Origin of the sequence: Aliidiomarina minuta (assembly GCF_003987145.1) — a bacterium.
GTDB classification, from domain to species: Bacteria; Pseudomonadota; Gammaproteobacteria; order Enterobacterales; family Alteromonadaceae; genus Aliidiomarina; species Aliidiomarina minuta.
Map to the genome: position 1 here is coordinate 456,025 of NZ_PIPL01000001.1, position 24,881 is coordinate 480,905.

General features: G+C 46.7%; 25 protein-coding genes and 1 tRNA gene. 19 read left to right on the top strand and 7 right to left on the bottom strand.

The features are described 5' to 3' along the window. The first annotated feature begins 115 nt into the window (after window positions 1–115). The 6 genes from CWE09_RS02215 (at window position 116) to CWE09_RS02240 (ending at window position 6,166) form a co-directional block, all read left to right on the top strand. Entirely contained in the window at window positions 116–685 is a 570-nt protein-coding gene (locus CWE09_RS02215; RefSeq protein ID WP_126802275.1) for a hypothetical protein, read from the top strand. Between the two features lie 12 nt (window positions 686–697). Next, entirely contained in the window at window positions 698–997 is a 300-nt protein-coding gene (locus CWE09_RS02220; protein WP_126802277.1) for a hypothetical protein, read from the top strand. A 93-nt stretch (window positions 998–1,090) separates the two neighbouring features. After that, the gene (locus CWE09_RS02225) at window positions 1,091–2,101 is read left to right on the top strand and encodes a hypothetical protein (RefSeq protein WP_126802279.1); all 1,011 of its coding nucleotides are present in this window, start codon (window positions 1,091–1,093) and stop codon (window positions 2,099–2,101) included. Window positions 2,102–2,103: 2 nt separating this feature from the next. Continuing rightward, window positions 2,104–2,745: an FMN-binding negative transcriptional regulator gene (locus tag CWE09_RS02230; RefSeq protein WP_126802280.1), complete on the top strand. Its 642-nt coding sequence runs from the start codon at window positions 2,104–2,106 to the stop codon at window positions 2,743–2,745. A gap of 249 nt (window positions 2,746–2,994) precedes the next feature. After that, window positions 2,995–4,455 (top strand): hypothetical protein, encoded by a 1,461-nt coding sequence (locus CWE09_RS02235; RefSeq protein WP_126802281.1) that lies wholly within the window; start codon window positions 2,995–2,997, stop codon window positions 4,453–4,455. A gap of 187 nt (window positions 4,456–4,642) precedes the next feature. Further along, window positions 4,643–6,166 (top strand): cryptochrome/photolyase family protein, encoded by a 1,524-nt coding sequence (locus tag CWE09_RS02240; RefSeq protein ID WP_126802282.1) that lies wholly within the window; start codon window positions 4,643–4,645, stop codon window positions 6,164–6,166. A 105-nt stretch (window positions 6,167–6,271) separates the two neighbouring features. On the opposite strand, the gene CWE09_RS02245 is transcribed toward CWE09_RS02240, so the two are convergent. Together CWE09_RS02245 and CWE09_RS02250 are read right to left on the bottom strand one after the other, a co-directional pair. Continuing rightward, a complete protein-coding gene (locus tag CWE09_RS02245; protein ID WP_126802284.1) occupies window positions 6,272–7,105 on the bottom strand; it encodes a class II glutamine amidotransferase in 834 nt (277 codons plus the stop codon). 2 nt (window positions 7,106–7,107) lie between these two features. Then, window positions 7,108–8,043 (bottom strand): ATP-grasp domain-containing protein, encoded by a 936-nt coding sequence (locus CWE09_RS02250; RefSeq protein WP_126802286.1) that lies wholly within the window; start codon window positions 8,041–8,043, stop codon window positions 7,108–7,110. Window positions 8,044–8,299: 256 nt separating this feature from the next. Between CWE09_RS02250 and CWE09_RS02255 the strand changes: the two genes are divergently transcribed. From CWE09_RS02255 to CWE09_RS02280, 6 genes are all read left to right on the top strand, one after another. Further along, window positions 8,300–10,078 (top strand): N-acetylglutaminylglutamine amidotransferase, encoded by a 1,779-nt coding sequence (locus tag CWE09_RS02255; RefSeq protein WP_126802288.1) that lies wholly within the window; start codon window positions 8,300–8,302, stop codon window positions 10,076–10,078. Window positions 10,079–10,112: 34 nt separating this feature from the next. Further along, window positions 10,113–11,165: an SDR family oxidoreductase gene (locus tag CWE09_RS02260; protein ID WP_126802290.1), complete on the top strand. Its 1,053-nt coding sequence runs from the start codon at window positions 10,113–10,115 to the stop codon at window positions 11,163–11,165. A gap of 74 nt (window positions 11,166–11,239) precedes the next feature. Next, window positions 11,240–11,662: a CBS domain-containing protein gene (locus CWE09_RS02265; RefSeq protein ID WP_126802292.1), complete on the top strand. Its 423-nt coding sequence runs from the start codon at window positions 11,240–11,242 to the stop codon at window positions 11,660–11,662. Window positions 11,663–11,724: 62 nt separating this feature from the next. Next, entirely contained in the window at window positions 11,725–12,147 is a 423-nt protein-coding gene (locus CWE09_RS02270) for a hypothetical protein (protein ID WP_126802293.1), read from the top strand. A 54-nt stretch (window positions 12,148–12,201) separates the two neighbouring features. Then, complete coding sequence (locus CWE09_RS02275; RefSeq protein WP_126802294.1) at window positions 12,202–13,458, top strand: cytochrome P450; 1,257 nt, start codon at window positions 12,202–12,204, stop codon at window positions 13,456–13,458. Window positions 13,459–13,484: 26 nt separating this feature from the next. Beyond that, a complete protein-coding gene (locus CWE09_RS02280; protein WP_126802296.1) occupies window positions 13,485–14,342 on the top strand; it encodes an SDR family oxidoreductase in 858 nt (285 codons plus the stop codon). A 22-nt stretch (window positions 14,343–14,364) separates the two neighbouring features. Here the strand turns inward: CWE09_RS02280 and CWE09_RS02285 are convergent. Then, window positions 14,365–14,441 (bottom strand) — tRNA-Val (locus CWE09_RS02285). Between the two features lie 178 nt (window positions 14,442–14,619). Between CWE09_RS02285 and glsA the strand changes: the two genes are divergently transcribed. Beyond that, window positions 14,620–15,555 carry a glutaminase A gene (gene glsA, locus CWE09_RS02290; RefSeq protein WP_157982788.1) on the top strand — a complete coding sequence of 312 codons (936 nt, stop codon included), beginning with the start codon at window positions 14,620–14,622 and terminating at the stop codon, window positions 15,553–15,555. Here glsA and CWE09_RS02295 read toward each other — a convergent pair. Both CWE09_RS02295 and CWE09_RS02300 read right to left on the bottom strand, forming a co-directional pair. After that, the gene (locus CWE09_RS02295; protein ID WP_126802300.1) at window positions 15,552–17,402 is read right to left on the bottom strand and encodes a putative bifunctional diguanylate cyclase/phosphodiesterase; all 1,851 of its coding nucleotides are present in this window, start codon (window positions 17,400–17,402) and stop codon (window positions 15,552–15,554) included. The genes glsA and CWE09_RS02295 overlap by 4 nt on opposite strands. Before the next feature lie 78 nt (window positions 17,403–17,480). After that, window positions 17,481–18,557, bottom strand: coding sequence for a DUF3080 family protein (locus CWE09_RS02300; RefSeq protein ID WP_157982789.1), 1,077 nt, complete (start codon window positions 18,555–18,557; stop codon window positions 17,481–17,483). 34 nt (window positions 18,558–18,591) lie between these two features. Here CWE09_RS02300 and CWE09_RS02305 point away from each other — a divergent pair, with 34 nt between their 5' ends. Then, window positions 18,592–19,209, top strand: a complete 618-nt coding sequence (locus CWE09_RS02305) for a riboflavin synthase subunit alpha (protein ID WP_126802303.1) — start codon at window positions 18,592–18,594, stop codon at window positions 19,207–19,209. On the opposite strand, the gene CWE09_RS02310 is transcribed toward CWE09_RS02305, so the two are convergent. Together CWE09_RS02310 and CWE09_RS02315 are read right to left on the bottom strand one after the other, a co-directional pair. Next, entirely contained in the window at window positions 19,203–19,415 is a 213-nt protein-coding gene (locus CWE09_RS02310) for a CPXCG motif-containing cysteine-rich protein (protein WP_126802305.1), read from the bottom strand. The two genes, CWE09_RS02305 and CWE09_RS02310, sit on opposite strands and share 7 nt — an antisense overlap. A gap of 68 nt (window positions 19,416–19,483) precedes the next feature. Further along, complete coding sequence (locus CWE09_RS02315; protein WP_241974287.1) at window positions 19,484–20,383, bottom strand: DMT family transporter; 900 nt, start codon at window positions 20,381–20,383, stop codon at window positions 19,484–19,486. A 182-nt stretch (window positions 20,384–20,565) separates the two neighbouring features. Here CWE09_RS02315 and thrS point away from each other — a divergent pair, with 182 nt between their 5' ends. The 5 genes from thrS to pheS all read left to right on the top strand — a co-directional run bounded on the left by thrS (window position 20,566) and on the right by pheS (window position 24,873). Continuing rightward, window positions 20,566–22,482: a threonine--tRNA ligase gene (gene thrS / locus CWE09_RS02320; RefSeq protein ID WP_126802309.1), complete on the top strand. Its 1,917-nt coding sequence runs from the start codon at window positions 20,566–20,568 to the stop codon at window positions 22,480–22,482. Window positions 22,483–22,489: 7 nt separating this feature from the next. After that, window positions 22,490–23,044, top strand: a complete 555-nt coding sequence (gene infC, locus CWE09_RS02325) for a translation initiation factor IF-3 (protein ID WP_198679580.1) — start codon at window positions 22,490–22,492, stop codon at window positions 23,042–23,044. A 101-nt stretch (window positions 23,045–23,145) separates the two neighbouring features. Further along, window positions 23,146–23,343 (top strand): 50S ribosomal protein L35, encoded by a 198-nt coding sequence (rpmI, locus tag CWE09_RS02330; protein WP_126802311.1) that lies wholly within the window; start codon window positions 23,146–23,148, stop codon window positions 23,341–23,343. A gap of 26 nt (window positions 23,344–23,369) precedes the next feature. Next, a complete protein-coding gene (gene rplT, locus CWE09_RS02335) occupies window positions 23,370–23,726 on the top strand; it encodes a 50S ribosomal protein L20 (protein ID WP_126802313.1) in 357 nt (118 codons plus the stop codon). Between the two features lie 166 nt (window positions 23,727–23,892). Next, the gene (gene pheS / locus CWE09_RS02340; RefSeq protein ID WP_126802315.1) at window positions 23,893–24,873 is read left to right on the top strand and encodes a phenylalanine--tRNA ligase subunit alpha; all 981 of its coding nucleotides are present in this window, start codon (window positions 23,893–23,895) and stop codon (window positions 24,871–24,873) included. The last annotated feature ends 8 nt before the right edge of the window (window positions 24,874–24,881 follow it).

Here is a 24,881-nt window from a genome sequence, read left to right on the forward strand (position 1 = left end):
ATTATCTGATACAAGCGGGAAAGTAAATTTTTATAGCTTTAAAGCATTAGCTGTCATTTTAAACTTGCTTAGGCGAGTATTCTGATAAACAACGATTTTCTGTAAGGAGCCTTAAATGAAGCTATATAGATTGATCGCGATAGTCTTCATTTTGTTGATATCAGGCTGTGCTACCCCGCCACAAGTGAAACAGCTTTCAGTTAAGCAGATGGATTATTTTGATTCTGCAGTACTGGCGGTATCTATTCAGTCGGAAGCGTTGCTTATGACAACTGAACGATTGGTAAGTGATGCCAAAGCTCGAATTGATGCAGAAGAAAAGCAAAACAGAGCCAGATTAACCTCATTAGTACAGCAAGGTGGGCTGGATCAGGAACAGGCTGCAGAGGTCACGAGACGAGTTGCGGAACGAGCTGCGCAGGCAATATCTGCGAAGAATAAACTTGATCAGGATTTTGCGGCAATCAAAGAGAAAACACAGGAGTTAAATGCATACCTGGTAAAAATGAAAGAGGTGCATATTGCAATTGACGCTTATGTGCAATCAGAGAAAGCGGGCGAAACCGTAATGAATGACGTGCTTAACCAGCGCTCGATACAGACGTTGTTGGCCACTGTGAATGACTTAACATCCAGAATTGAAAGCGGTAGCTCTGAACTCAGAAGCCTGGTTGAGGCTTTATAAAGGAGTTATTTCATGAATAATAAAGAGCTTTTAATGAAAAAAACGGCAGAACTTGAGCAGGCTGCAGAGCAGATGGACGAGCCAGCGAGAACCTTTGCGTTGGATGATATTAGTGAATTAAAAATATCCATTAAGAGTCAGTCGCTTGAAGATATTGTTCAGAAGATGCAGGGCTTCCAGCTTCCAGAGTTTGATGAAATGGACAAAAATATTGAGCTGGCAAAACAAGCTACCCAAGATCAAGCTAAGCGCGTAGATGCACTGAATAAAGCCGCAGGAATAGTTAAGAAAGCTGTAAACATGGCACTTTAATTAGAAGTTAGAGTGCACTTCACGAAGGTTGACTACGTTGCAACCGAACCTGTTTTGGCAACGCTATTGATAATGGATATTTGGAGAGGGATCATGGGGTGGAAAGGTACGGTTAGATCGATAAGAGCGACAATTCGTGAAGCAGAACGAGATGCAAAGAGAAGACAGCGTGAGCTCGAGCGAGATCATAAAGAGTATCAAAAAATGCAGTTACTAGAGCAGGCGGCTTACGAAGTTGAAGTTTATGAAAACAAGATAGAGAGAATTCAGTCTTTGCATAAGGATTGTTCAGAAACGGTTGATTGGCATTCTATTGCTAATTCAAGTCCACCTGTAGAACCTATCAAAACAGCAACAAGAGCGACTAAAGCGAGCTTTAAAGCCAATAACTATACCCCCGGATTTTTCGATAAAATATTCAAAAAAGGTGAGCGGAAACAAAAAACGCTAAACAAAGCTGTATTAAAAGCTCAGAGCGAAGATCAACAAGAGTATGAAGACAAGTTAAGAGAATGGAAATCTGAGACCGCCGACTGGAAAGAAAGCGCGGATCTTGCAAAGTTACTTTTTGCAGGCGATCAAGAGTCTAAGATAAACGTAATAAAAGAACTAAACCCTTTCTCTGAAACTTCAAGAATGGGCTCTGACATTTCTTTCAAAGTTCATGCTAACTCTATTGTGGAAGCCGAAATTCACGTGCATGGAGAAGATATTGTCCCTAGTGAAACAAAATCTTTACTAAAAAGTGGAAAATTGTCAGTTAAAAATATGCCAAAAGGTATGTTCTACGGCATTTATCAAGATTATGTGTGTAGTTGCACGTTAAGAGTGGCAAACGAGCTATTTTCTATCTTGCCTGAGAACATGGTAATAGTTACCGCGGTTGATGAGTTGCTTAACACTGAATCTGGACACAAGGAAAAGCTTCCCATTTTATCCGTAGCGATTGCGAGAAAAACTTTACTGTCATTGAAGATAAGATACATCGACCCATCTGATTCAATGAGTAACTTCATTCATAATATGTCGTTTAAGAAAACAAAAGGATTTGAGTCTGTCGAAAGAGTTGATCCTATGGGTCTTAGCAACGAAAGGCTGCGTTAAAAATGTATATACCTAAACATTTTAAGGAAGAGGATACCCAGAAGCTGCATGAGTATATCCGTGACTATAGTTTTGGGCTGCTTATTGTTGCGGACGAGGCTGGCATTGAGGCAAATCATCTTCCTTTTCATCTGAGTGAGAACCAAGACTTTGGTGTTTTACGCTGCCATGTGGCGCGCAATAATCCGGTATGGCTGCGTTTAACGGATGGTGCACGGGTTCTTGTTGTTTTTCAGGGGCCCGATGCCTATGTTTCACCTTCATGGTACGCAACCAAAGCCGAGACAGGGCGAGTTGTGCCAACCTGGAACTATCTGGCGGTGCACGCAGAAGGACGGGCCCGAGTTATTGAAGAGGGGGCCTGGTTGAAACAGCATCTCCATGAGTTGACGGATAAACACGAATCTGAAATGAACGCCCCTTGGTCTGTTGACGATGCACCGGCGGATTATACGGAGCGCCTGATGAAAGCCATTGTGGGTATAGAGATTGAGATTCATACGCTGACCGGAAAGCTAAAGGCCAGCCAGAATCAACCGGAACGAAACAGAGCAGGGGTTAAAGCAGGACTTGAAGAAACTGAGCAAAGATCCAGTCGTTTTGGGCAACTTAAAAAACTTAGCAGCGATCCTAAGCTTAGCTAATTTAACTTTTGTTACTTATTTGCTCGCAACAGGTGACTTATGATCCCGAAGGTTACTTTATAGCGCGCCGGACAGGGATTAAAGTTAAAGTACTTTAAAATCATACGCTTGCAGTTTGATTGGTGGTTTGGTAACCACTTGGACTCCGTTTAGTATCTATTCTCTAGATAAATAAGAGATAATAACTCTTAACTATGCTGAATCGCATAGAACAACACATATCAAATCACTATGGATACGGAGATCGAAATGTTGCGTAATGCTTCTATTTTGACAGCAAAGGGAGTGTTGCTAGCACTGTCTTTCGTTGTTACTACCCCTTTTATTATTGCGTCTAACGCACAAGCCCAGGAAGTCGAATTAGCTTCTGTTAATCAATCATCTGAAATACAGCCAAATGCGAGCGTTAGTTTGTTTGCTGACCCTGAATTCAGAGCCCAGCGTCCTGCTCTTGAACGTATGGTTCGTACCAGCATTAATACACTTGAGGGAGTGCAAAGTGCAACGGGCGCTATTGCTTCAGGTGAAGGTGAAGATGCTTTACAGGACGTTCTTAACGAAGCTGCTGGTCGCGGACTGGATTATGTGGCAGTAGTTCAGATTGCTAACGCGCGCGAGCGCTGGTTCAGCACGGATTATCGTGCCGATTTTAACCTTTACAATACAGAAAGCGGTCAGTCGACGCTGTCCTGGGGGAAAACTTACGAGCGTCAGAATGACTTTCGCACTTTTATCGCTTTGCTAAGCTATGACCTACCGATTGAACTGCAACGTGAGTATCAGCAAATAGCCCAGGTGATTCATGTCAGTGGCCGTGAAGTGCAATTAGACTTTACCTCGGAAAGTGGTTTAGAACGGGGTGATGTTTTACGTGTTTTTCGTGAAGGGCGGGAAATTAAAGACGAAAATGACGTAACTTTTGGTAAGTTGCAGGAAACCACAGGGGTTCTGCGTGTCTTATCAGTGCACCCGTTTTACACGACAGCGGAAGTGCTGATTGGCGGTATTGCTATTGAATATGGCCAGTATGCAGAGCGTCTTGATGCTGAACAGGCTGAAACCTATCAGGGTGAAGTGCTCACTGTCTATGATGATCAGGTCGCTATCAGCATAGGCAGTAGTGTGGGTGTTCAGCCTGGCTCCTATTACGCGGTATACCAGAATGTGGTGGAATTCGGTGATAATGCATCGTTCCGCGAGCAAGTGGGTTCAATTATCGTGAGTGATGTCTATGAAGGGCATGCAACTGGCCGTTTCACGCTTTCAAATCATCGTAATCTGTCACGTCTGATGGTAAATGAAGGTGCCATTGTTGAAGAAATCGATGCTCCATGGAGCAACGCCTTTATGGCCGGTGTAGGCAGCTACAACCTGCTCGACAGTGATGGCCAAACGAATGGTCGTTTGTCTTATGTAATGCCAACTCATACAGGCATTGCCTATCGAGCTCACCTTGGTTATGGCGACGACGGTATGGCGGGTATTGGTATTCAAAGCAGCATTGGTTACAGCCCCAACTTCCATGCCGGCCTTGATGTGCTTTATTTCGAGGGCGATGGCGCTGGTGCTAATATGCTGTTGTCAGTTGAACCACCATTAAGCATGGGACCGATTCAACCAGTACTGGAAGTAGGATACATCGTGGGTACTGACCACTACGATGGTCTTAATATTAATCTGGGTCTGCGCTTCAGTTTCGATTTATTCTAAACTAACTGGTGAATTAGTAAGAAAGCCCGTAACTGGATAGTTACGGGCTTTTTTTATTATTACGACAGAAGCTCAACAGTCATGTTAATGAGAAGAAATTTTTGCATTATCTTTCTGAATTAAAAAACTGATACAAATACAGGTTATTTTCGTATTCAGCTATTCGACAGAGTTTACCAGGGCAGGTATGAAAGAGGTTCGATTAATCCTGGGCGATCAGTTAAATGCCCGTCATAGTTGGCTTAAAGAGCCTGATGAACAGGTTCTTTTTGTGATGGCAGAAATGCGCCAGGAAACGGACTATGTGGTTCATCATGTGCAAAAGCTGCTGGCTTTTTTTGCTGCTATGCGCAAATTTGCCGAAGCACTGCAATCCGCTGGCCATCGAGTGCGTTATTTCACCCTGGACGAATCCGCAGACTACGCGGATTTACCTGAATTGTTACGCGCCACTCTGAATGATGAACAGGCTACTTCCTTTGCTTATCAGGCGCCGGATGAATATCGGCTGGACCAACAGTTAGCCAGTTTTTGCGAAAGTCTGAAGATATCTACCCACATGGACGATACCGAACATTTCCTGACAGCCCGCAGCGGCTGGCAGGATTATCCCAATTCCCGGATGGAGTTTTTTTATCGGGCTTTGCGTAAAACTTATAAAGTATTGCTGGATGATGACGGCAAGCCGTTAGGTGAGCGCTGGAACTTTGATCAGGAAAATCGTGAATCCTTGCCAAAGGATAAGTCCTGGCCAGAGCCGCTGACGTTTAGCGAAGATGTCAGCGAGCTGCTGGCTATGATAAAACATCACGACATTAAGTTTATGGGCGAGGTCGATGCGAAGGCTTTCTTATGGCCGACGACACGCAAACAGGCCAGGGAGCTGCTTAGCTTCTTCTTAGAGCATTGCCTGGTCGATTTTGGCCGTTATCAGGATGCGATGACAGATTCAGGCTGGAGTTTGTTTCACAGTCGCTTATCTTTTTGCCTGAACAGCAAAATGCTGCACCCCCTGGAAGTTATTCGCGCGGTTGAGAAGCATTGGCAAGAGCATCAAGACACTATCAATCTGGCTCAGGTCGAAGGTTTTATTCGGCAGGTGCTCGGGTGGCGCGAGTATGTAAGGGCGATTTACTGGCAACATATGCCTGAATATGCGACGCATAACGCATTAAAAGCCGAGCGACCTCTGCCGGATTATTACTGGACCGGGGACACTCAAATGGCTTGTATGAGTCACAGCATCAAACAGTCTTTAACCTATGCCTATGCGCATCACATTCAGCGGTTAATGGTAACCGGTAATTTTGCACTTCTGGCTGGGGTGCATCCGGATGCGGTAGACGCCTGGTATCTGGGTATCTATATAGATGCCATTGAATGGGTGGAAATGCCGAATACGCGAGGCATGAGCCAGTTCGCTGACGGAGGCATTATTGCCAGCAAACCCTATGTCTCATCCGGGCAATACCTGCGCAAAATGAGCAACTACTGTAAAGGCTGTGGCTATGATGTGAAACAAAAAACTGGCGAGGGCAGTTGCCCCTTTAACAGCCTCTATTGGCATTTTCTGCATCGTCATCGCGCACAGTTTGCCAATAACCACCGCATGAAAATGATGTACGCCAATTGGGATCGTCAGGATGCTAGTCAGCGCGAAGCGATACTGGCCACTGCTGATCAATATCTGAAGAGTTTGAATGAGTTATAAAAGCGGTGCTCTTGCCCGGGGGAATAGTGAAAGCGTGCCGCATCCGGTGGATGCATATATCGCTGGTTGAGTCATTATGCGCAGCGTCATCATAGCTCAGCCCTGTTAATTCAGAAAAGTTTCGCACACGACTTTATTGTTCTTGATAGTGGTAAAGGTGTTGTTTTCAATCGATTGCCATTTAGCATTGATGTCATCCAACGGTTCTGAGACAACTATGGTACAACCGTTAGGAATGTCGGGCACTTTTCCTTTGTTGAAGTCTTTCATGCAGGCTGCATCCGTTGAATAGAACTGTGTCATGGGGGCTTCGTTATGAGAGAATCTGAGTGCATACAGAGTGTCACCATCTGAAATAGCAAAAGATAGATTTACTGCACCATCCTCGTCAAAGGGTACCAAAGTGTCGAGTACTTTTTCTACAGTCCGCTGCAAGGCTAGTTTGGGCTTGTCCATAAGGCCGTAGGTGATGGCAAGTAAGAAAAGTGTCTCACTGTCGGTATTACCATGGAGGCAGGGAAAGAGTTCAGGGGCGATAGCCATTTGTAACTCCCGGCGTACTTTGGCAAAGTGACTAACCTGCCCGTTGTGCTGGAACAACCAGTTTTTGTAACTAAAGGGGTGGCAGTTAGTGCGCTGAATATCACCGGTTGTGGAGGCTCGGACATGAGCCATGAAAGTGCGCGCCTGAATATGATGGCACAGATTCGCAAGGTTTTTATCATGCCAGGCTGGAATTTCGTCTTTGAAAACGCCAGGGACTTTACGTTGATCATACCACCCAATGCCGAAACCATCTCCGTTTGTGGAAAGTAGTTGCCCCGCATTATTGAAGTTCAATCTACTATTCAGGCTTTGTTGAACCAGCGAGTGGTCTGGTTGAGTTATCAAGGTATCCAGGTAAATTGGATCTCCGGTATATGCAAGCCAGCGACACATAGTTATTCCTCTGTTGTTGATGAACAGAGTTGCAGCAGTCGGTGGTTGGCGTAAAAAGGCTGGGTTTGTTGAACTGTAAAGTCAATAATAGCGCCAGCAACATCGATGCCAGTGACACACTCTATTCCCTGCTCACCAGTAAAGTCTGGAGAAACATTAATTTCCAGTAGCATAGGTCCTTCCTTGCTGCGGATCAAATCGACCCCCGCGACGTTAATCCCAATTGCTTGAGTAGCTGCGATTACTATTTCCTCTTCATCGGTGGTCAACGCACAGGGTGATGCCACAGCGCCAAGTGAAACATTGGCACGGAAATCACCATCAGGCGAGTGACGCTCCATGGCTGCGATTACTCTACCGTTCACGACAAAGGCACGTACGTCAGTGCCCTTGGATTCACTGATAAAACTCTGAATAACATAATCGGCGTGGAAGCGGTCAAATGTGTGTACCAGATTGTCCAGTTCTTTAAAGGTATTGGCCACAAAAATGCCCACACCTTCAGTGCTATCAATAAGCTTCACTACTACGGGCATGCCTGTATGTTCCGTAAGTTGGCGGAATTCTTCAGGTTTGCAGGAAATACAAGTGGTCGGAAAAGGTAGCCCCTGGGCGAGTAGGTACTGTAGACACTTTAATTTATCGCGGCCCAGACGCAGCGCGTCCGGCGTTTCACTTACATAAGTATGGCAGCAAATAAACTGTTGTATAAGGTTTATTCCGTAGTCTGAGTAGCCAACATTCAGCCGCGGAATCACCACGTCAAAGGTAGCGGAAATGTCTTTATCTGCCGCATAAATTCTGGGCTGATCTTGCCTGAGCGCGAGGCTAACATTACGCATGTTGTGGATGCAGGCCTTATGGCCTCGAGCTATCGCTGCTTCAACCAGCCTTTGATCATCGTTAACTTGATCGGTCGATAAAATGCAGATATTCATGGCTAAATGCCTTCCTTTCAGGTGCATTGTCTTAACATTCGAGTTCCTTCTCCATACAAACTACCAGGACCTCAGAGACTTTAACCATAAGCCCTAGCCTGCAACTAACGCCAAACTAATTAACGTAAAAAATAAGCAAATACCCATTCAACCTCTTTACATTGTAAAAATATCGAAAGTCTGTGGATTTATGCCTGATTTACTCAACACTTCAGAAGTGTCGGCATGAAATTTAAACAGGGAAATCAGGAGTAATATGTGTGGCATCGTGGGAGAAATTCGTTTTAGAGGTGAGACTAAGGCCCATAGGGTAGAAGATATGCTTAAGGCTCTGTCACCCCGCGGGCCTGATGGTAAAGGCATATTCAGTACAAAAAAAGTTACCTTTGGTCATCGCCGTCTAAGTGTGATTGACCTGAGTTCTCAGGGCAGTCAGCCTATGCACGATGCTAAGCTTGGTTTAACCTTGATTTTTAACGGATGTATTTATAATTACCGCAAACTGCGGGGAGAGCTGCAAGGGTTAGGTTACGAATTTTTCTCTACCAGTGATAGTGAGGTTATCTTAAAGGCTTTTCATAAATGGGGAGAAGACTGCCTTAAAAAACTTACCGGAATGTTTGCCTTCGCTGTGCTGGAACGGGACAGCGGTGACATATTTTTAGCCCGGGATCGATTGGGCATTAAGCCGCTCTATTTCCACCATAATGACCATGGCTTCTGGTTTGCCTCAACATTACCTGCGTTACTTAAATGTGACTTTGTTCCGACCCTGGTCAACCCGGTTGCCCTCCATCAATACATGTCTTTTCGCACGATTGTCGAAGACCAGACCTTGTTCCGCTACGTCTATAAACTTAAGGCCGGGCATTGGATGAAGATTAGCGCAGAGGGTGAAACGCAAATACATGCGTACTGGAATCTTCCGGTAAATTCTGGTCCGTCTGACGACAGCGAAGTTGTCTGGAAAGAACGTTTAAAGGAGGCCCTGTATACCAGTATTGAGCGGCGTCTCGAGGCCGATGTACCGGTCGGGGTCTTATTATCAGGAGGTTTAGACTCTTCGCTGGTGGTAGGCATGCTGGATCAACTTGGGCAAAAGGACATTCATACCTTTTCAATTGGGTTTGAGAATATAGGTGAGGAGGAGGGAGATGAGTTCAGATACTCCGATATTATCGCCAGGCAGTACGCGACTGACCATCATAAAATACTTACTCAGCATAATACGTTACTAACCCATCTGGAACCATGCATTGCGGCTATGGCGGAACCCATGGTTAGTCATGATGTCATCGGCTTTTATCTACTTTCTAAGGAAGTCAGCAAGTATGTGAAAGTAGTTCAAAGTGGGCAGGGTGCAGATGAGGTATTTGGTGGCTACCACTGGTATCCGCCAATGACCGAAGCGGATGAAAACAGCGCTGCGAAAGTGTATGCACAGCATTACTTTTCATGGGCAGAAGAGGATTTAAAGCAAGTCCTTGCTCCAGCGTATCGTGATGCTGCCTATGGTATGGACTATGTTCGTGAGTATTTCTCGGCCTGTAAGGCTGAGTTACCTATCGATAAAGCATTGCACCTGGATGTCGCCTCGATGGTGGTCGATGACCCGGTCAAGCGATTAGACAATATGTCCATGGCATTTGGGTTAGAAGCCAGAGTGCCCTTTCTTGACCACGATTTAGTAGAGCTTGCGTCCCAAATCCCCTACGAACTGAAGATTAAAGACGGGGGGAAGTACCTTCTGAAGGAGGTAGCACGCGATATTATCCCGCATGAAGTTATTGATCGTCCGAAAGGTTACTTTCCGGTTCCCGCCCTGCGTAATATGCGCGGCCCCTATTTAACGCTTGCTCGCCACGTCTTTAGTAAGCCGCATGCTCGTCAGCGTGGTTTATTTGATATGCAATATATCGACCAAATGCTGGATAGTCCTGAGGACTTCCGGGGGCCGTTTGGTTCAAAGTTGTGGCAGGTAACTTTGCTCGAAATGTGGCTGACTCAGCACAACATCGCGTTGAGCCATGGCTGATTCCTGGCTCAACCTGGAAACTGAAGGAGGTATTATGAATAAGCATCGTTATAAAAAACTCTCTGAGCAGGTAGTTGTTATTACCGGTGCGTCATCAGGGATAGGATTGTGTACGGCAAAAAAAGCGGTGGAACAAGGTGCGAAAGTAGTGCTGGCAGCGCGTAATGAGGACGCGCTCAAAGAAATTTGTGACGAGCTCAATGAGGAGGGCACAAACGCCGTATATGTAGCCGCTGACGTTGGTGACGAAGAAGATGTCCAGGCTATCGCTGACAAAGCTATCGAGACCTTTGGCGGCTTTGATACCTGGATAAACAATGCCGGTGTGGTCGTCTATTCTGAGCTTGAAGATCTGCCAATGAAAGACCACCAACGCATTTTTCAGACGAATTACTGGGGCGTGGTTTACGGATCACAAGCCGCTCAAAACCATTTTAAGCAGCGTGATGGTGGCGGTGTGATTATTAATGTAGGTTCCATTAATTCGCAAATGCCGGTGCCTATTCTAGGTGCATACTCAGCTAGTAAAGCTGCAGTCAAGGCATACTCAGATGTTATGCGAATGGAGCTGTCTCACGAAAAAGCTCCTGTAGCAGTTACCGTAGTGATGCCCTCGGGGATTTCCACCCCAATTTCTGCGCACGGGAAGACCCATACCGGTGATGAGGGAAAAGTGATGCCACCTCTGTACGATCCCAACCTGGTGGCGGACGCCATTCTCACCGCCGCGCAGAAAAAGGTTCGCGATGTAACTATAGGTGAAGCCGGGAAAGCAAACGTTATGGCTTGGGCTGCCTTTCCTTCCGCTATGGGTAAGTTTCTCGGTTTTGCTTTACCCAAAGCCCAATCTACGGGCGATCCGCCGACGGAAGGGGACAATCTTCATACCCCAGATAAAGACGGTGATATTTATTTAGGCGGTGAGCGTCATGGTATTCCCGTGAGCCCATATACAAAGGCACGGCTGCATCCAGGTATAACTTTCGGCTTAGGTGTTGCTGTTGCAACTGGGATTGTTGTATGTGCTGCGAAAAAACGCAATCTCTTTAAAAGAGAGAAGCGACATTGGACAAAACGTTTTAAGTAATTTTAAAGGCAATGCAGGGAGCACTCATAAGTTGTAGCTAACTGCTAAATGAAACACTAAATGGAGGAAACATTATGCAAGTTAAAGAAGTTATGACTTCACGCCCGCATTATCTAGGTGAGGATGCCACGATCCGCGAAGTAGCGGAAGCTATGCGTACCAATTCATCTGGTTTTGAGCCCCTGACGAACAGCGAAAAGGTAGTTGCTGTAATCACTGATCGGGATCTTGTTATCGAAGGATTGGCATCTGGAGCTGACCTGGACTCGCCAGCTAAATCAGTGGCCAGCACGAAGGTGTTGTATACGTATGAAGACAACCCGGTGGAAGATGCTTTAGCGGATATGTCGAAACAGCAGGTGCAGCGCCTGCTTGTCCTGGATAACGCGGATAACAAGCAACTGGTGGGTATTGTTACTATCGGTGACATTGCTGAAAAATGTACAGATGAGAGTCTGTTTAACCATTTTGTTTCAGCTATTCAATTCTATCATTGAGTTAAGGCTAGATATCTGGCGATGCCCACTTTATCAAAGTGGGCATTTACAAGGAGTTTGTTATGGAACTCAGCAATCCAATTAATAATCAGCATATGATTGACGGTTTGAATGAGGTTCTTGTCGCTAGCTTTAACGCACAGCATCACTGTGGAGCTGTATTAAAAAAGAGCTCAGATAAGAAGGTAAGGCGTGTTATCAAAGAGCTGATTAACGCGCATGATAACCATATCGAGCTACTGAGTGATGCGATTAGATACCTGGGTGGAGCGCCTCGAACTGTGTCGGATTTACTGCCATTCGGTAAATTAAAAACGATTTTTTTCCCATACAGGAACTTACGACAACAGGAAGAAAACCTGATTGAACTATGTAATCAAAAAATTAAATATCTGGCGGGTAGTTCTGAGGCAACTATAAAACTGAATTTAGTTAAAGATGACATTGCTGCGTGCCTGTATATGACTGAAGCTGTCAAAGATTAGTAGGTGTTTTCATTCTGTCATTTGCTTTTGCATCATTATTTAGGAGAGAACACTATGTATCAGAATAACGAAATCCCGAAAGAAAAGGCTTTTGATCAAAGCATTCAGCTAATTAAAGAAGGATATAGCTTCATTGCAAATCGTCGCCAGGAGCTAAACTCTAACATCTTTGAGTCCCGTCTTTTAGGGCAAAAAGCCTATTGTTTGGCTGGTAGCGAAGCTGCCAGACTTTTTTATGATGAGAGCAAATTTAAGCGCGCTGGCGTGGCTCCTTTACCCATTGAGAAAACGCTTTTTGGTGAAGGTGGTGTTCAGGGACTTGATGACGAAGCACATAAGCATCGCAAAGCACTTTTTATGTCGCTATGGACAGAGGACGCTCTCTCCGAACTGCGACAGTTAACACAACACCACTATGCGAAAGCGAGTGAAAAATGGCAAGAGAGCAAATCAATCATTTTATATGATGAAGTAAAGATAGTTTTGACCCGGGTTATTTGTGAATGGACAGGGGTGCCTTTGGAGGAAGATGAAGTTGAGGACAGGGCGGAGCAGTTAAGCGAAATGTATGAGAAAGCGGGTTATGTGGGGCTTGGTCACTTCAAGGGATGGGTAGCCAGATCCAGAGCCGAAGACTGGATAAGCGAATTGGTTGAAGCTATTCGAAACTCCGAGCTACAAGTCGACGAGCAACGTCCTATATATAAATTTTGTTGGCACCGGGATGAAAATGGCGAACTTCTTGATGTTGAAACTGTTGCTGTGGAAATTCTGAACCTGCTGCGTCCCACTGTTGCCAATGCGGTGTGGATAACTTTTGCTGGTCTGGCAGTTCACGACTACCCGCAGGAGGTCGAGGAGGTGCGCAACGGAGGTAGTCAGAAACTACTTTATTTTTGTCAGGAAATCCGTCGGTTTTACCCGTTTTTTCCTTTCACCGTTGCGCAAGTGCGACATCACTTCGAATGGAATGGCTGTATTTTTGAGGAAGGTACTTTAACTCTACTTGATCTGTACGGGACCAATCATCATCCGGATGAGTGGGAGGACCCTGAGGTTTTTAATCCTGCGCGCTTTGAAAAAACAGAGATAACGCCTTTTAATTTTATTCCTCAAGGCGGTGGTGGGTATGAGTCCGGCCATCGTTGTGCCGGCGAATGGATGACGCTGACGATTGTTGAGGAAAGCGTAGATTTACTCATTAACCAGCTGGATTACAAAATACCGGACCAGGATCTAAGTTATGACCTGAGTGATATACCTGCGTTACCTCGCAGTAAAGTAAAAATGACTGACATTCGCTTACGTTAGAGTCTTTAAAATAAAGGAGCGTTTCTATGGTGGAAAAAAACACACCTCCGGCGCAGCATCAGGAACAACGACCGGGCCGCGAAGGAAAGATGGATCCGGAGCCAGTTTATATTACTGATGATTACCGCGCCGCAGATAAACTGCGCGGTAAAGTCGCTATTATTACCGGCGGCGACAGCGGTATAGGTCGCGCAGTCGCCGTGCACTACGCCAAAGAAGGCGCCAGAATTATGCTGGTGTATCTGGAAGAGCACAAAGATGCGAAGCTAAGTTGTGAAGAAATCAGGCGTCACGGTGGTGAGGTCATTGCCAGAGCAGGTGATCTGGGTGAAAAGTCAGTGTGTGAAGATATCGTGCGGGAAACCCTCGACGCATGGGGACAAATTGATATTCTGGTCAACAACGCTGGTGAGCAGCATCCGAAGAAAAGCATAGTGGACATCAGCGAGGAGCAGCTTCTGCAAACTTTTCAAAGCAATATCTTTGCGATGTTTTATCTTATTCAAACAGCCCTTGAACATATGCCATCAGGCAGTGTGATCATCAACACTTCATCGGTCACGGCATACAAGGGGAATCCAATATTACTGGATTATTCTGCTTCTAAAGGTGCAATTACGGCTTTTACCCGTTCACTTGCTATTAATCTGGCAGAACAGGGGATTCGAGTGAACGCGGTGGCTCCAGGACCTGTCTGGACGCCTCTGATCCCTTCAACTTTTAGCGAGGAACAAGTGGATGATTTTGGTGGTAATACACCAATGAAACGCCCAGGTCAGCCTGCAGAACTGGCACCGGCTTATGTGTATCTGGCTTGTCAGGATTCGTCATACGTGAGTGGTCAGGTTATTCACGTAAATGGGGGGACACCGGTAAACGGCTGAGCTTTTTAGCAGAATATATGAATGGTGCGTCCGAGTGAACTCGAATCACCGACCTCTGCCATGTCAAGGCAGCGCTCTAACCAGCTGAGCTACGGACGCACATTTAGGTGTGGTGTCGTGAAGACGGCGTAATGATAGTGAGTTGGGCCTTGCGGTGCAAGTACTTTTTGCGCAGGTCAGGCTGATTGCATAAAAGCTAACCGTTTTGTCATGGGTTTGACAGACAGGCATGCAGCCACTAGATATGAGACTCGGGTTTGGCCTAACGGAGTTGACTATGGATAGCATTGAAGACGATATTTCTGAATATTTTGAGCAGGTAGTGAAAGAAGAAAAAGAACTGGATCATGATGGTGAAGTCAGTTCCTGGATGCGCGAAGTGGGCAAAGATGACAAAAGCATGTTCGGCATCTGTGCAGTCAGCACTCGGGGTAAGGTGAAAGAGGGAGCGAATACCACGGAGAAGTTTCCGTTAGAGAGTGTTTCTAAAGCCCTTTCATTTGCCCTTGCTCTGGAAGATGTGGGCGCTGATAAAGTATTTGAACATGTGGGCAAAGAGCCCCGGGGCGATTCATTTAATTCTGTTGCTGCGGTAGAAAATGAACAGCCGGGCATTCCTTCCAATCCTATGATTAACGCGGGCGCCATTGTTTGCACGTCTTTGATTAAAGGACGCAACGGTGAAGAGCGGTACACCCGTTTGCGGGATTTTATCCGTAAACTGGCCGGTAATGATCAGCTGGATTATAACCACGAGATGTTTGCAGCTGAAGAAAAAGACTTAAATCGTGCCTTGTTCTATTTTATGCGTAGTCACGACATTGTGTCTGGTAGCGAAGAAGACAGCCTGCTGCCTTATATGAAACAAACCTCCATCGAGATGAACTGTGTTGATCTGGCTCGTATTGCGGCAGTTTTGGCGAACGCTGGCAAAGCGCCGGGTTCGGACGAACAACTGATTAGCCCTGAAAACCTGCGCATTGTGCTCACCTTAATGTTTACCACTGGTATATACGAGGCCTCAGGTGCCTATGCGGTGGATGTGGGCATACCTTCCAAAAGCGGTATTTCAGGCGCCATTCTGGCCGTGGTACCCGGGCGTATGGGGTTAAGCACTATAGGGCCTGCACTCGATGAAAGCGGTAATAGCATTGCCGGTGTGCGGATGCTGGGAAAACTGGCGCAGCGTTGGCACCTGGGCAGTTTTGCTTAAGCTGGATACAGCTGAATAAAATTATGAACGGGCAGGGCCGGAGACCATAGATATCCCTGGCCCTGGTCGCAGCCTAAGCTAATTAATAGCTCTCTGGTTGCTTCATCTTCTATGCCTTCGGCGATGGTTTCCAGGCCCAGAGCCCGGCTCATATTGACGATCGCGGCAACCAGAGACTGGTCCCGTTCTGATGTGGACAGATTGCAAATGAATGCACGGTCAATTTTAAGCACGGAGGCGTGAAAATTTTGTAAGTGGCGTAGGTTCGAATAGCCGGTACCGAAGTCATCAATGCTGAATGAAAACCCCTTTTCATTCAAAGTGTCGAGCTGTTTTTGGACACTAAAGGTGTCGCTTAGCAGCAGTGACTCTGTCAGTTCGAGTTCGATTTTATCAGCATCCAGATGGTACTTTTCAGCTTGCTCCGTTAACTGAGACACCAGGTTGTCATCGCGAAATTGAATAGCCGAAATATTAATAGCTACCGGAATCTGTTGACCAATAACCTGTTTCCATTCGGCGATTTGGGCAAAGGTTCTTTCAATTACCCAATTACCTAACTCAATAATTAAACCACTGCGCTCGGCCAGCGGAATAAACTGATCCGGTGGGATGATCGAGCCGTCTGCCTGCGGCCAGCGTAAAAGTACTTCTGCACCAATAATCTGGCCTGATTTGAGCTGGTATTTGGGCTGGAAATAGAGTTCGAATTCCTGGTTCTCAATAGCATCTCTGAGCTGCTGCAGTAATGAAAAATTAGTGTTCTGTAATTTTATTAAATCACTACGATAGTGGCGCACTGCATTTCGACCTGCCGCTTTAGCCAGTAGCATAGCAGTGTCAGCCTGACGCACTAGCTGGTGAAGTTCGAGTCCATGCTCAGGAGCTATAGAGAAACCAATAGAGGCAGAGATATCAATACGTTGCTGATTGATTGAAAAAGGTGATTTTATTTCCGTCAAGGCCTTCTGACACCAGTCTTCGATTTCCTCATAAGGGTCTGATACGGGCATCAGCAACATAAATTCATCGGCGTTAAAACGGCTGAGTATAGTTCCTTCTGCGGTCAGTGTTTTAAGACGCTGGCCCACGTGATGCAGCAGAATATCGCCCACCTGATGTCCTAAGGCATCGTTTATGGTTTTAAAGTTATCCAGATTAATAATAACCACCGCCAACTGGTGTTTTTCTGCCTGGCACTGGTCGAGCAAGTGTGGATAAGCATTTTCACTGTAAATACGATTATGGAGCCCGGTTACGCTGTCTTCCATGGCCAGACGTTGCAAGGCTTGTTGGTTGTCGTGGACTCTTTTGTTTTCTTTGCGTAAGGACTTGAGCATACGCTGAGTGTCATGGGTCACCAGAAAAATACCCAGGCCCGTGAGGACCATTATGACCACAATGTGAACGGCGTGATTCCAGGTAGTATCAAAAGAAGTGGTTTGAATAATGCCTTCTATGGCGAGGTACACCAGAATCAGACTGTAACTGGCGATAAAAATCGTCAGACTAATAAGTAGCGTGCGATTACCATAAAGAGCAGCAAAGACCAGAATGCCTGGGTAGGCCAGAATTGAAATATCATGAATGCCAGTGCTTCGGGTGGCCAGTATCGACATAATAATAGCCAATGGCCAGAGGAAAAAGCCGGCAGCGAGCGTTGGTTTATTTATATAGGCCAGATAAAAGGCAATGACAGAAGTGAAAACGGGTAAGCTGATCCAGAAAGCAACGATAGCCTGCTCGGCAACCAGAGCGGCTACCAGCATGCCAATTAAACTAATACCAATAATTTGCAGTAAACGAAAGCGGCTGAATTGTTGACGGGTATCTAAATAACTTATCATTAACTGCGTAAGCCCTGAATAAAAAACCGTTTTAGTATACTGAGTCCTGACAAAAAGAACATATGACAGAGATCACTTTTATAACAAAAAGTCAGCGCGGACAGCTGTTTGCTGATTGTTTGTACAGTTTGTGGTAAATAATTCATTCCACTTTTCATTATGTACCTGTGTCTTATTATGCACTTTTTCCGCATGACTAAGTTCGCCGGCTAACTCATTCAGGTAGGTTTGCCAGCGTGGCTCTGAACTTAAATCACGCATACGCATAAGCTGAGTTTTGAGCTCGGCATGGGTGGTTCGCCATTCTGCAATTTGAGGCTGAATATGAGTCTGATAATGCAGGTGCACCCTCTGTAGCTGTTCTTTATCAACACAGGTCGATTTATTAATCGCTTCTTCAAGCTGTTGGTTTAAAGAAGATATCCAGGCTAGTGCTTGTTGTTGAGTGCGCCAGAAGCGAGGCAGGTAATCAGATTGATTAAGAACACGAAAATGTTTTCTATAATCTTCTAGCGGGACCTTTACCTCGGGGTTTGCATGGACTTTCTCAAAGGTATCCGCCAGATAAGTCAGGGCATCCAGTGAGCTTTGAGCGTCCGGGTGAGGCGCTGGAGGCAGGGGGGAAGAATGGGCCCGTAATGCGCTACGAAGTTCCTCACTGTTGGTTAACACTCGTTCAATCCATTGTGGCAGGACTTCAACCTTATGGGTTATGGCTTCCGTTAGCGCCTCATTTAGTCTGGGATTGTCGCCGACGGAGCCTTGACGACATTCCTTTAGTGCCTGCATAAGATCAATTTCATAATAAAGGCGGGCGCTAGGGCTGCGCAGCCGGCCTAAAGCGCTGTTACGCTCAGCTATGAGGGCGCCGGCACGGCAGCGATCCAGACGCATGCTGTCCAGTAGCGATATTGAAGCTTCGTCAATAGGTGAGCGTAGTGTGTTAGCACGTGGCATCACTGGCATAGGTTGCGGGTCTACGGGCAGTGGTTGCTGTTCCAGCGCCTGACTTAACTGTGCCTGGTATTCTGCAAAAAGCTGTTCGGTTTGATTAGCAGGAGAACAGCCGCTTACTATGAACAGACCCGCTAAGAGCGGACCTATAACAGAGAATAGAGGCTTTCCCGTGTGGCTAAAACTAGCTACACTAGACACCCTTTTAAAACTTGGTTTCAATTGAGGTTGCATCATGTTCACAGGCATTGTCCAGACTAAAGCCAAGGTTAACGCTATTCAGGATAAGGAGCAATTTCGTCACCTTATACTTGAGACTGAACCCAAACATCTTAAAGACCTTGAAATTGGTGCCAGTATCGCGATTAATGGTTGTTGCCTGACCGTGGTTGATTTTGAAAGCCAGGGGTTGGTTCACTTTGATGTCATTGATGAAACTTTGCGTTTAACCAACTTAGGTCAGCTAAACCCTGGCGATCGGGTGAACTTTGAACGCTCTCTGACCGTGGGCCGTGAATTGGGCGGGCATATAGTATCGGGCCATGTGCATTGCACCGCGGAAGTAACGCAGCGCGTGGACAGCGCCAACAACTGTCGTATGTTCCTTAAAGTCCCGCCTGAGTGGATGGAGTTCATTCTGGTGAAAGGTTTTGTTGCTGTCGATGGGGCGAGTCTCACGGTTGGTGAAACTACAGATGAAGGGTTCTGGTTGCACCTGATCCCCGAAACGCTGGGTGTTACCACACTGGGTGAAGCTGCCCCTGGCAGTTTGCTTAATATTGAGGCGGACCAGCAAACCATGGCCATTGTCGCCACTGTAAAAAGAGTATTGGCACAGCAACAGGCTCAATAATACTGTTCATCGTCCGCATCCACTTTCAGGTGCAGTTTTCCATCGCCGACATCGCGGTGCATGCGGACATGAATGTCGCCTCCACAAGCAGGACATTCATCCTGATAATCCTGTTCTTCTTCTGAAATATCAACATCAAGATGAATACTGTGTCCGCAATGGGGGCAGTGCACTATTGTATCTCGTACCTTAGAGGTGTCAGACATAGGGACTCCTATAAACTTGGTAAAGTTAAAGTCTGGATTCCTCCAAAGTGTAGCAAGGCAGAAGCGTTTTAGCGTAGGAAGAGCAACGCAATTCCGAGAAGTGCCAGCAGGGTACCCGTTAAGGCCCGGGCAGAGACTCCTCTCCCGTAAAGCATATTAATGGCGATCATAAATAAAGGCGCAGTTGCCAGCAATGTCTGTGCTATTCCCGGAGTTACATAAGCGATAGCTATTTGTTGCAGCCATATCGCCAGAAAAGTACCCATAAAAATAGCGCTCATTAAAGGCAGAACACGGGTTTTACGTACCTGTCCCCAAGTGCTTTTAAAAAGCCGTGGTGCAAAAATAAGAAGGCCGGCGGTTAACGCCAGGGTGCCGCCGCCCAGTCGAATCAGTGCTGCCTGCATGGCATTCACTTCAAAGGACTGCAACGCATGGAACGCCATGACCAGCCCGCTGGCCTGGCACCAGGCTGCGGTGACAGCAAAGGCTAAGCCGCTACGACTGAGCTGTCCTGGCACTTCAACGGACGTCATGCGTTTTTCGGTAAGTACAAAAATGACGCCGGCAATAACAGTGAAGGCGGCTATGATTTCTAGCAGCGTTAAGATTTCCCCCAAAAACACCCAGGCAATAACGGCGGCCAGCGGCGGTGCCAGATATTCCAGTAAAATAGTATGCCAGGGCCCGAGGCGACGCAGAGCAGCAAAATAACAGGTATCGCCAATAGTAATGCCAATGACGCCGCTGAGTAGTAACAACCAGAGTGCAGGCGACGAAGGGTCCAGCGGCAACTGATGACCAAATAGAAGCAGACTGATAAGTAATAAAGGGCACGCGACCATGCCTTTGACCAGGTTTAATTGGGCGGCACTCAGGTGCAGGCTGCTGCGATTGTAGAGCAGCGTAGCTAAGGCCCAGAAAAGGGCGGCGCTTAATGCGGCCAGCTGGCCGATTAAAAGGGTCATTTTCATCCGCTTCAGGTAACAAAGGTGGCCTAGCTTACCTAAGGCGCAATCGGCATGCCAGCAGCGTTGCGTGAAAAGGCTATTTTCGTTATAGTTTGCCCAGCTTCATGGTACGAAGCCCTCATTTTATATACCCATGCACGTGGCACTTGGTAGGTGTCACCACTGTGAAAGGAACTAACATGCCTGTAATTACACTTCCCGACGGTAGTAAACGCGAATTTGATCGTCCTGTTTCTGTTCTTGATATCGCTATGGACATTGGTCCTGGCCTGGCTAAAGCCACAGTTGCCGGCCGTGTGGATGGTCATTTGGTCGACGCCACCGACCCGATTGAACATGACGCCCGCGTTGAAATCATCACCCCGAAGAATCATGAAGGGGTGGAGATTATCCGTCACTCCTGTGCGCATTTGTTAGGCCATGCCATTAAGCAGCTATGGCCAGATACCAAAATGGCAATAGGTCCTACCATAGACAATGGCTTTTATTACGATGTGGACATTGATCAGCCGTTAAGCCAGGAAGACTTAGACGCTATTGAAGCCCGTATGAAGCAGCTGGCTAAAACTGAATACGATGTGGTTAAGAAAACAGTTAGCTGGGAAGAAGCCCGGGAAACCTTTGTTGAGCGCAGCGAACCTTATAAAGTAGAGATTCTGGACGAAAACATTCAACGCGATGATCGTCCGGGGTTATATCACCACGAAGAATATGTCGATATGTGCCGCGGTCCGCACGTACCTAACATGCGTTTTTGTAAACACTTCAAGGTGATGAAAGTAGCCGGCGCTTATTGGCGCGGCGATTCTGACAACAAGATGCTACAGCGTATTTATGGTACGGCCTGGAGCGACAAGAAAGAGCTTAAGGCGTACCTGACACGTTTAGAAGAAGCCGAAAAGCGTGATCACCGTAAAATTGGTAAAGCACAGGATTTATTCCACTGGCAGGAAGAAGCCCCTGGCATGGTATTCTGGCATCACAACGGCTGGACCATTTTCCAGGAGCTGGAAAAATTCATTCGTGAAAAGCTGTGGGAATATGACTACGACGAAGTCAAAGGTCCTTTAATGATGGACCGGGTGTTGTGGGAAAAATCAGGCCACTGGGAAAAGTTTGGTGATTTGATGTTTACCACTCATTCTGAAGCCCGCGACTATGCGATTAAACCTATGAACTGCCCAGGGCATGTGCAGATATTCAATCAGGGTTTGAAGTCCTACCGTGATTTGCCGTTGCGTATGGCTGAGTTTGGTTGCTGTCACCGTAATGAACCTTCGGGCGCTCTGCATGGCCTGATGCGGGTTCGTGGTTTCACCCAGGACGACGCCCACGTATTCTGTACTGAAGCTCAGATCCAGGACGAAGTAGCCGCCTGTATTCGTATGGTGTACGAGACTTATGAAGCCTTTGGTTTCGACAATGTAGATGTCAAACTCTCGACCCGCCCGGAGAAGCGTCTGGGCGATGATGCCATGTGGGACCGCGCCGAAACGGCGCTGGCCCAGGCACTGAAGAGTCATGATATTGAATTTGACTATCTGCCAGGCGAGGGCGCTTTTTATGGGCCTAAGATCGAATTTACACTCTTTGATTGTTTAGGTCGCCACTGGCAATGCGGTACTATCCAGCTAGACTTTGCGTTACCTAATCGTCTGGGCGCAACCTATGTAGGCGAAGATAACGAACGGCATACGCCGGTTATGATTCACCGGGCTATTTTAGGTTCGCTGGAACGTTTTATGGGTATTCTGATAGAAGAATATGCGGGTCTGTTCCCAACCTGGCTGTCACCGACCCAGGTTGTAGTGATGAATATCACCGATAAACAGTCCGAATATGCAAAGAAAGTGGTCACAGAGCTTAAAAAGAAAGGATTTCGCGTGACGGCTGACTTGCGAAATGAGAAGATAGGCTTTAAAATTCGCGAACATACATTACAGCGTGTACCTTATTTGGTCGTTGTCGGTGATAAAGAAGTCGAAAACGGCGAATTAGCGGTGCGTACCCGTAAAGGCGATGATCTGGGCACATTCAGCATCGAAGACTTTACCGCGCATTTAGCAGAAGATGTAAATACACGTAAGTTATCTTAAATCCTGTTTGGAGGAATACACAATTAAAGGCGGAAAAAGAGGCCAGAAGGTCGATAAAACCCGAATTAATGATGACATCACAGCCCCTGAAATTCGTTTAATCGATTTAGAGGGTGAGCAAGCTGGCATCGTAAGTTTGAACGAAGCACTAGACGCTGCAGCAGAAGCGGGGGTAGACCTCGTCGAGATCAGTCCTAATGCAGAACCGCCAGTGTGTCGCGTAATGGATTACGGTAAGTTCCTGTACGAAAAAAGCAAGGAACAGAAAGAGGCGAAGAAGAAGCAAAAACAGATTCAGGTTAAGGAAGTTAAATTCCGGCCTGGAACTGATGAAGGCGATTACCAGGTAAAACTGCGCAACCTGCGTCGCTTTCTTGAGGGTGGTGACAAAACAAAAGTCACTATACGTTTCCGTGGCCGGGAAATGGCACATCAGGAACTGGGTACTGAGCTGTTGGAACGGGTCAAAACTGACCTTGAAGACATTGCTTTGTGCGAGTTCTTCCCTCGCCGGGCTGAAGGTCGCCAGATGATTATGGTGCTGGCACCTAATAAGAAGTGATTGTGGTCTTCAAGTAAGGGTGGCTGTTTACAGCTGCCTTTCACCCTGTCACACATTTAAATATGTTACCCCAGTAGGGGATACAATGCGGAGTTTTAGCAATGCCTAAAATGAAATCTGTAAAAAGCGCTAGCAAGCGTTTCAAGAAAACTGCTTCAGGTGGTTTTAAGTGCAAGCAGTCTCACCTGCGTCACATACTGACCAAAAAGAGCTCTAAGCGTAAGCGTCACCTGCGTGCCAAGTCCATGGTACACCAGAATGATAAAGCCCTAGTTGTTCGTATGTTGCCGTACGCATAAGTCGTACGAAAGAGGAGAGATAAAGCATGGCACGAGTAAAACGTGGTGTCGTCGCGCGAGCGCGTCACAAGAAAATACTGAAGCAAGCGAAAGGTTATTATGGTGCACGTAGTCGTGTTTTCCGTGTAGCAAAACAGGCTGTCACGAAAGCAGGTCAATACGCATACCGTGACCGTCGTGTGAAGAAACGCACATTCCGCCAACTGTGGATTGTTCGTATCAACGCTGCGGCGCGTCAAAGTGGTTTATCTTACAGCCGTTTCATTAATGGTCTGAAGAAAGCTTCTGTAGAAATCGATCGTAAAATTCTGGCTGATATCGCGGTTCATGACCAGGCAGGTTTTGCTGCTCTGGTTGCGAAAGCTAAAGAAGGTCTGGCGTAAGCTAGTCACTCTCGCGAGTATCGCATTCAGAATGATTAAGGGAGCCTCACGGCTCCCTTTTTTGTGCACTTTCAGGTATCATTGCCGCTTTCATTTTATGAACTGAATTTACGCTGGCCGAGGCGTGCCAGTTGCCGGTTGAAACACCAGATGGTTGAGGGAAATCATGCAGTTAAACGAGATATTGGCGCAAGCCAAAACAGCGGTTGCTGAGGCGCAGTCGCCCGCCGCGCTCGACGAAGTACGGGTCAATTATATGGGCAAGAAAGGCCTGTTGACCGAACAGTTGAAGCAATTAGGCAAGTTATCTGCAGAAGAGCGTCCTAAAGCGGGGCAGCTGATTAACCAGGCCAAGCAGGAATTGCAGCAAATTCTGAATGCACGCAATGAAGAACTGAAAAAAGCCGAGCTGGATCAAAAGCTTGCTGCGGAGCGCATTGATGTGACCCTGACCGGGCGTCGATCTGAAACTGGTGCTTTGCATCCGGTAACCCGGACCATTCAGCGTATTGAAGATTACTTTGGTCAGTTAGGCTTTTCTGTTAAAGAAGGGCCTGAAGTGGAAGATGATTTCCACAATTTTGATGCTTTGAATATCCCTGCCCAGCATCCGGCGCGGGCGGATCATGATACTTTTTATTTTACCCCAACCACCATGTTACGCACCCAGACTTCCGGCGTGCAGATACGGACCATGGAAACGGAGCAACCGCCGTTACGTATTATTTCGCCTGGCCGTGTTTATCGTAATGATTACGATCAAACGCACACCCCGATGTTCCATCAGGTCGAGGGTTTGATGGTCGATACCGATGTCAGCTTTACTGAGCTGAAGGGCATACTGCATGATTTCCTGCATCACTTCTTTGAAGAAGATCTGGAAATTCGCTTCCGTCCTTCTTATTTCCCATTCACTGAACCTTCAGCTGAAGTCGACGTGCGTCGCGCGGGTGGCAGTTGGTTGGAAGTATTGGGATGCGGCATGGTGCACCCGAATGTACTGAAATCTGTTGGTATAGACAGCGAAAAATACACAGGTTTTGCCTTTGGCATGGGCGTCGAGCGTTTAACTATGCTGCGCTACGGTGTAAGTGACCTGCGTGCATTTTTTGAAAATGATCTTCGTTTCCTCAAGCAGTTTAAATAAGGACCAGC

What these genes read in the sequence shown, in the direction of transcription:
- CWE09_RS02315 (WP_241974287.1), bottom strand. Translation starts at nt 20,383, where the DNA reads ATGACCCTTTTAATCGGCCAGCTGGCCGCATTAAGCGCCGCCCTTTTC.
- glsA (WP_157982788.1), top strand. Translation starts at nt 14,620, where the DNA reads ATGGATAGCATTGAAGACGATATTTCTGAATATTTTGAGCAGGTAGTG.
- CWE09_RS02270 (WP_126802293.1), top strand. Translation starts at nt 11,725, where the DNA reads ATGGAACTCAGCAATCCAATTAATAATCAGCATATGATTGACGGTTTG.
- CWE09_RS02240 (WP_126802282.1), top strand. Translation starts at nt 4,643, where the DNA reads ATGAAAGAGGTTCGATTAATCCTGGGCGATCAGTTAAATGCCCGTCAT.
- CWE09_RS02235 (WP_126802281.1), top strand. Translation starts at nt 2,995, where the DNA reads ATGTTGCGTAATGCTTCTATTTTGACAGCAAAGGGAGTGTTGCTAGCA.
- pheS (WP_126802315.1), top strand. Translation starts at nt 23,893, where the DNA reads ATGCAGTTAAACGAGATATTGGCGCAAGCCAAAACAGCGGTTGCTGAG.
- CWE09_RS02275 (WP_126802294.1), top strand. Translation starts at nt 12,202, where the DNA reads ATGTATCAGAATAACGAAATCCCGAAAGAAAAGGCTTTTGATCAAAGC.
- CWE09_RS02305 (WP_126802303.1), top strand. Translation starts at nt 18,592, where the DNA reads ATGTTCACAGGCATTGTCCAGACTAAAGCCAAGGTTAACGCTATTCAG.
- CWE09_RS02215 (WP_126802275.1), top strand. Translation starts at nt 116, where the DNA reads ATGAAGCTATATAGATTGATCGCGATAGTCTTCATTTTGTTGATATCA.
- CWE09_RS02255 (WP_126802288.1), top strand. Translation starts at nt 8,300, where the DNA reads ATGTGTGGCATCGTGGGAGAAATTCGTTTTAGAGGTGAGACTAAGGCC.
- CWE09_RS02295 (WP_126802300.1), bottom strand. Translation starts at nt 17,402, where the DNA reads ATGATAAGTTATTTAGATACCCGTCAACAATTCAGCCGCTTTCGTTTA.
- CWE09_RS02265 (WP_126802292.1), top strand. Translation starts at nt 11,240, where the DNA reads ATGCAAGTTAAAGAAGTTATGACTTCACGCCCGCATTATCTAGGTGAG.
- CWE09_RS02220 (WP_126802277.1), top strand. Translation starts at nt 698, where the DNA reads ATGAATAATAAAGAGCTTTTAATGAAAAAAACGGCAGAACTTGAGCAG.
- CWE09_RS02280 (WP_126802296.1), top strand. Translation starts at nt 13,485, where the DNA reads ATGGTGGAAAAAAACACACCTCCGGCGCAGCATCAGGAACAACGACCG.
- CWE09_RS02245 (WP_126802284.1), bottom strand. Translation starts at nt 7,105, where the DNA reads ATGTGTCGCTGGCTTGCATATACCGGAGATCCAATTTACCTGGATACC.
- CWE09_RS02310 (WP_126802305.1), bottom strand. Translation starts at nt 19,415, where the DNA reads ATGTCTGACACCTCTAAGGTACGAGATACAATAGTGCACTGCCCCCAT.
- CWE09_RS02225 (WP_126802279.1), top strand. Translation starts at nt 1,091, where the DNA reads ATGGGGTGGAAAGGTACGGTTAGATCGATAAGAGCGACAATTCGTGAA.
- rpmI (WP_126802311.1), top strand. Translation starts at nt 23,146, where the DNA reads ATGCCTAAAATGAAATCTGTAAAAAGCGCTAGCAAGCGTTTCAAGAAA.
- CWE09_RS02250 (WP_126802286.1), bottom strand. Translation starts at nt 8,043, where the DNA reads ATGAATATCTGCATTTTATCGACCGATCAAGTTAACGATGATCAAAGG.
- CWE09_RS02260 (WP_126802290.1), top strand. Translation starts at nt 10,113, where the DNA reads ATGAATAAGCATCGTTATAAAAAACTCTCTGAGCAGGTAGTTGTTATT.
- CWE09_RS02230 (WP_126802280.1), top strand. Translation starts at nt 2,104, where the DNA reads ATGTATATACCTAAACATTTTAAGGAAGAGGATACCCAGAAGCTGCAT.
- rplT (WP_126802313.1), top strand. Translation starts at nt 23,370, where the DNA reads ATGGCACGAGTAAAACGTGGTGTCGTCGCGCGAGCGCGTCACAAGAAA.
- thrS (WP_126802309.1), top strand. Translation starts at nt 20,566, where the DNA reads ATGCCTGTAATTACACTTCCCGACGGTAGTAAACGCGAATTTGATCGT.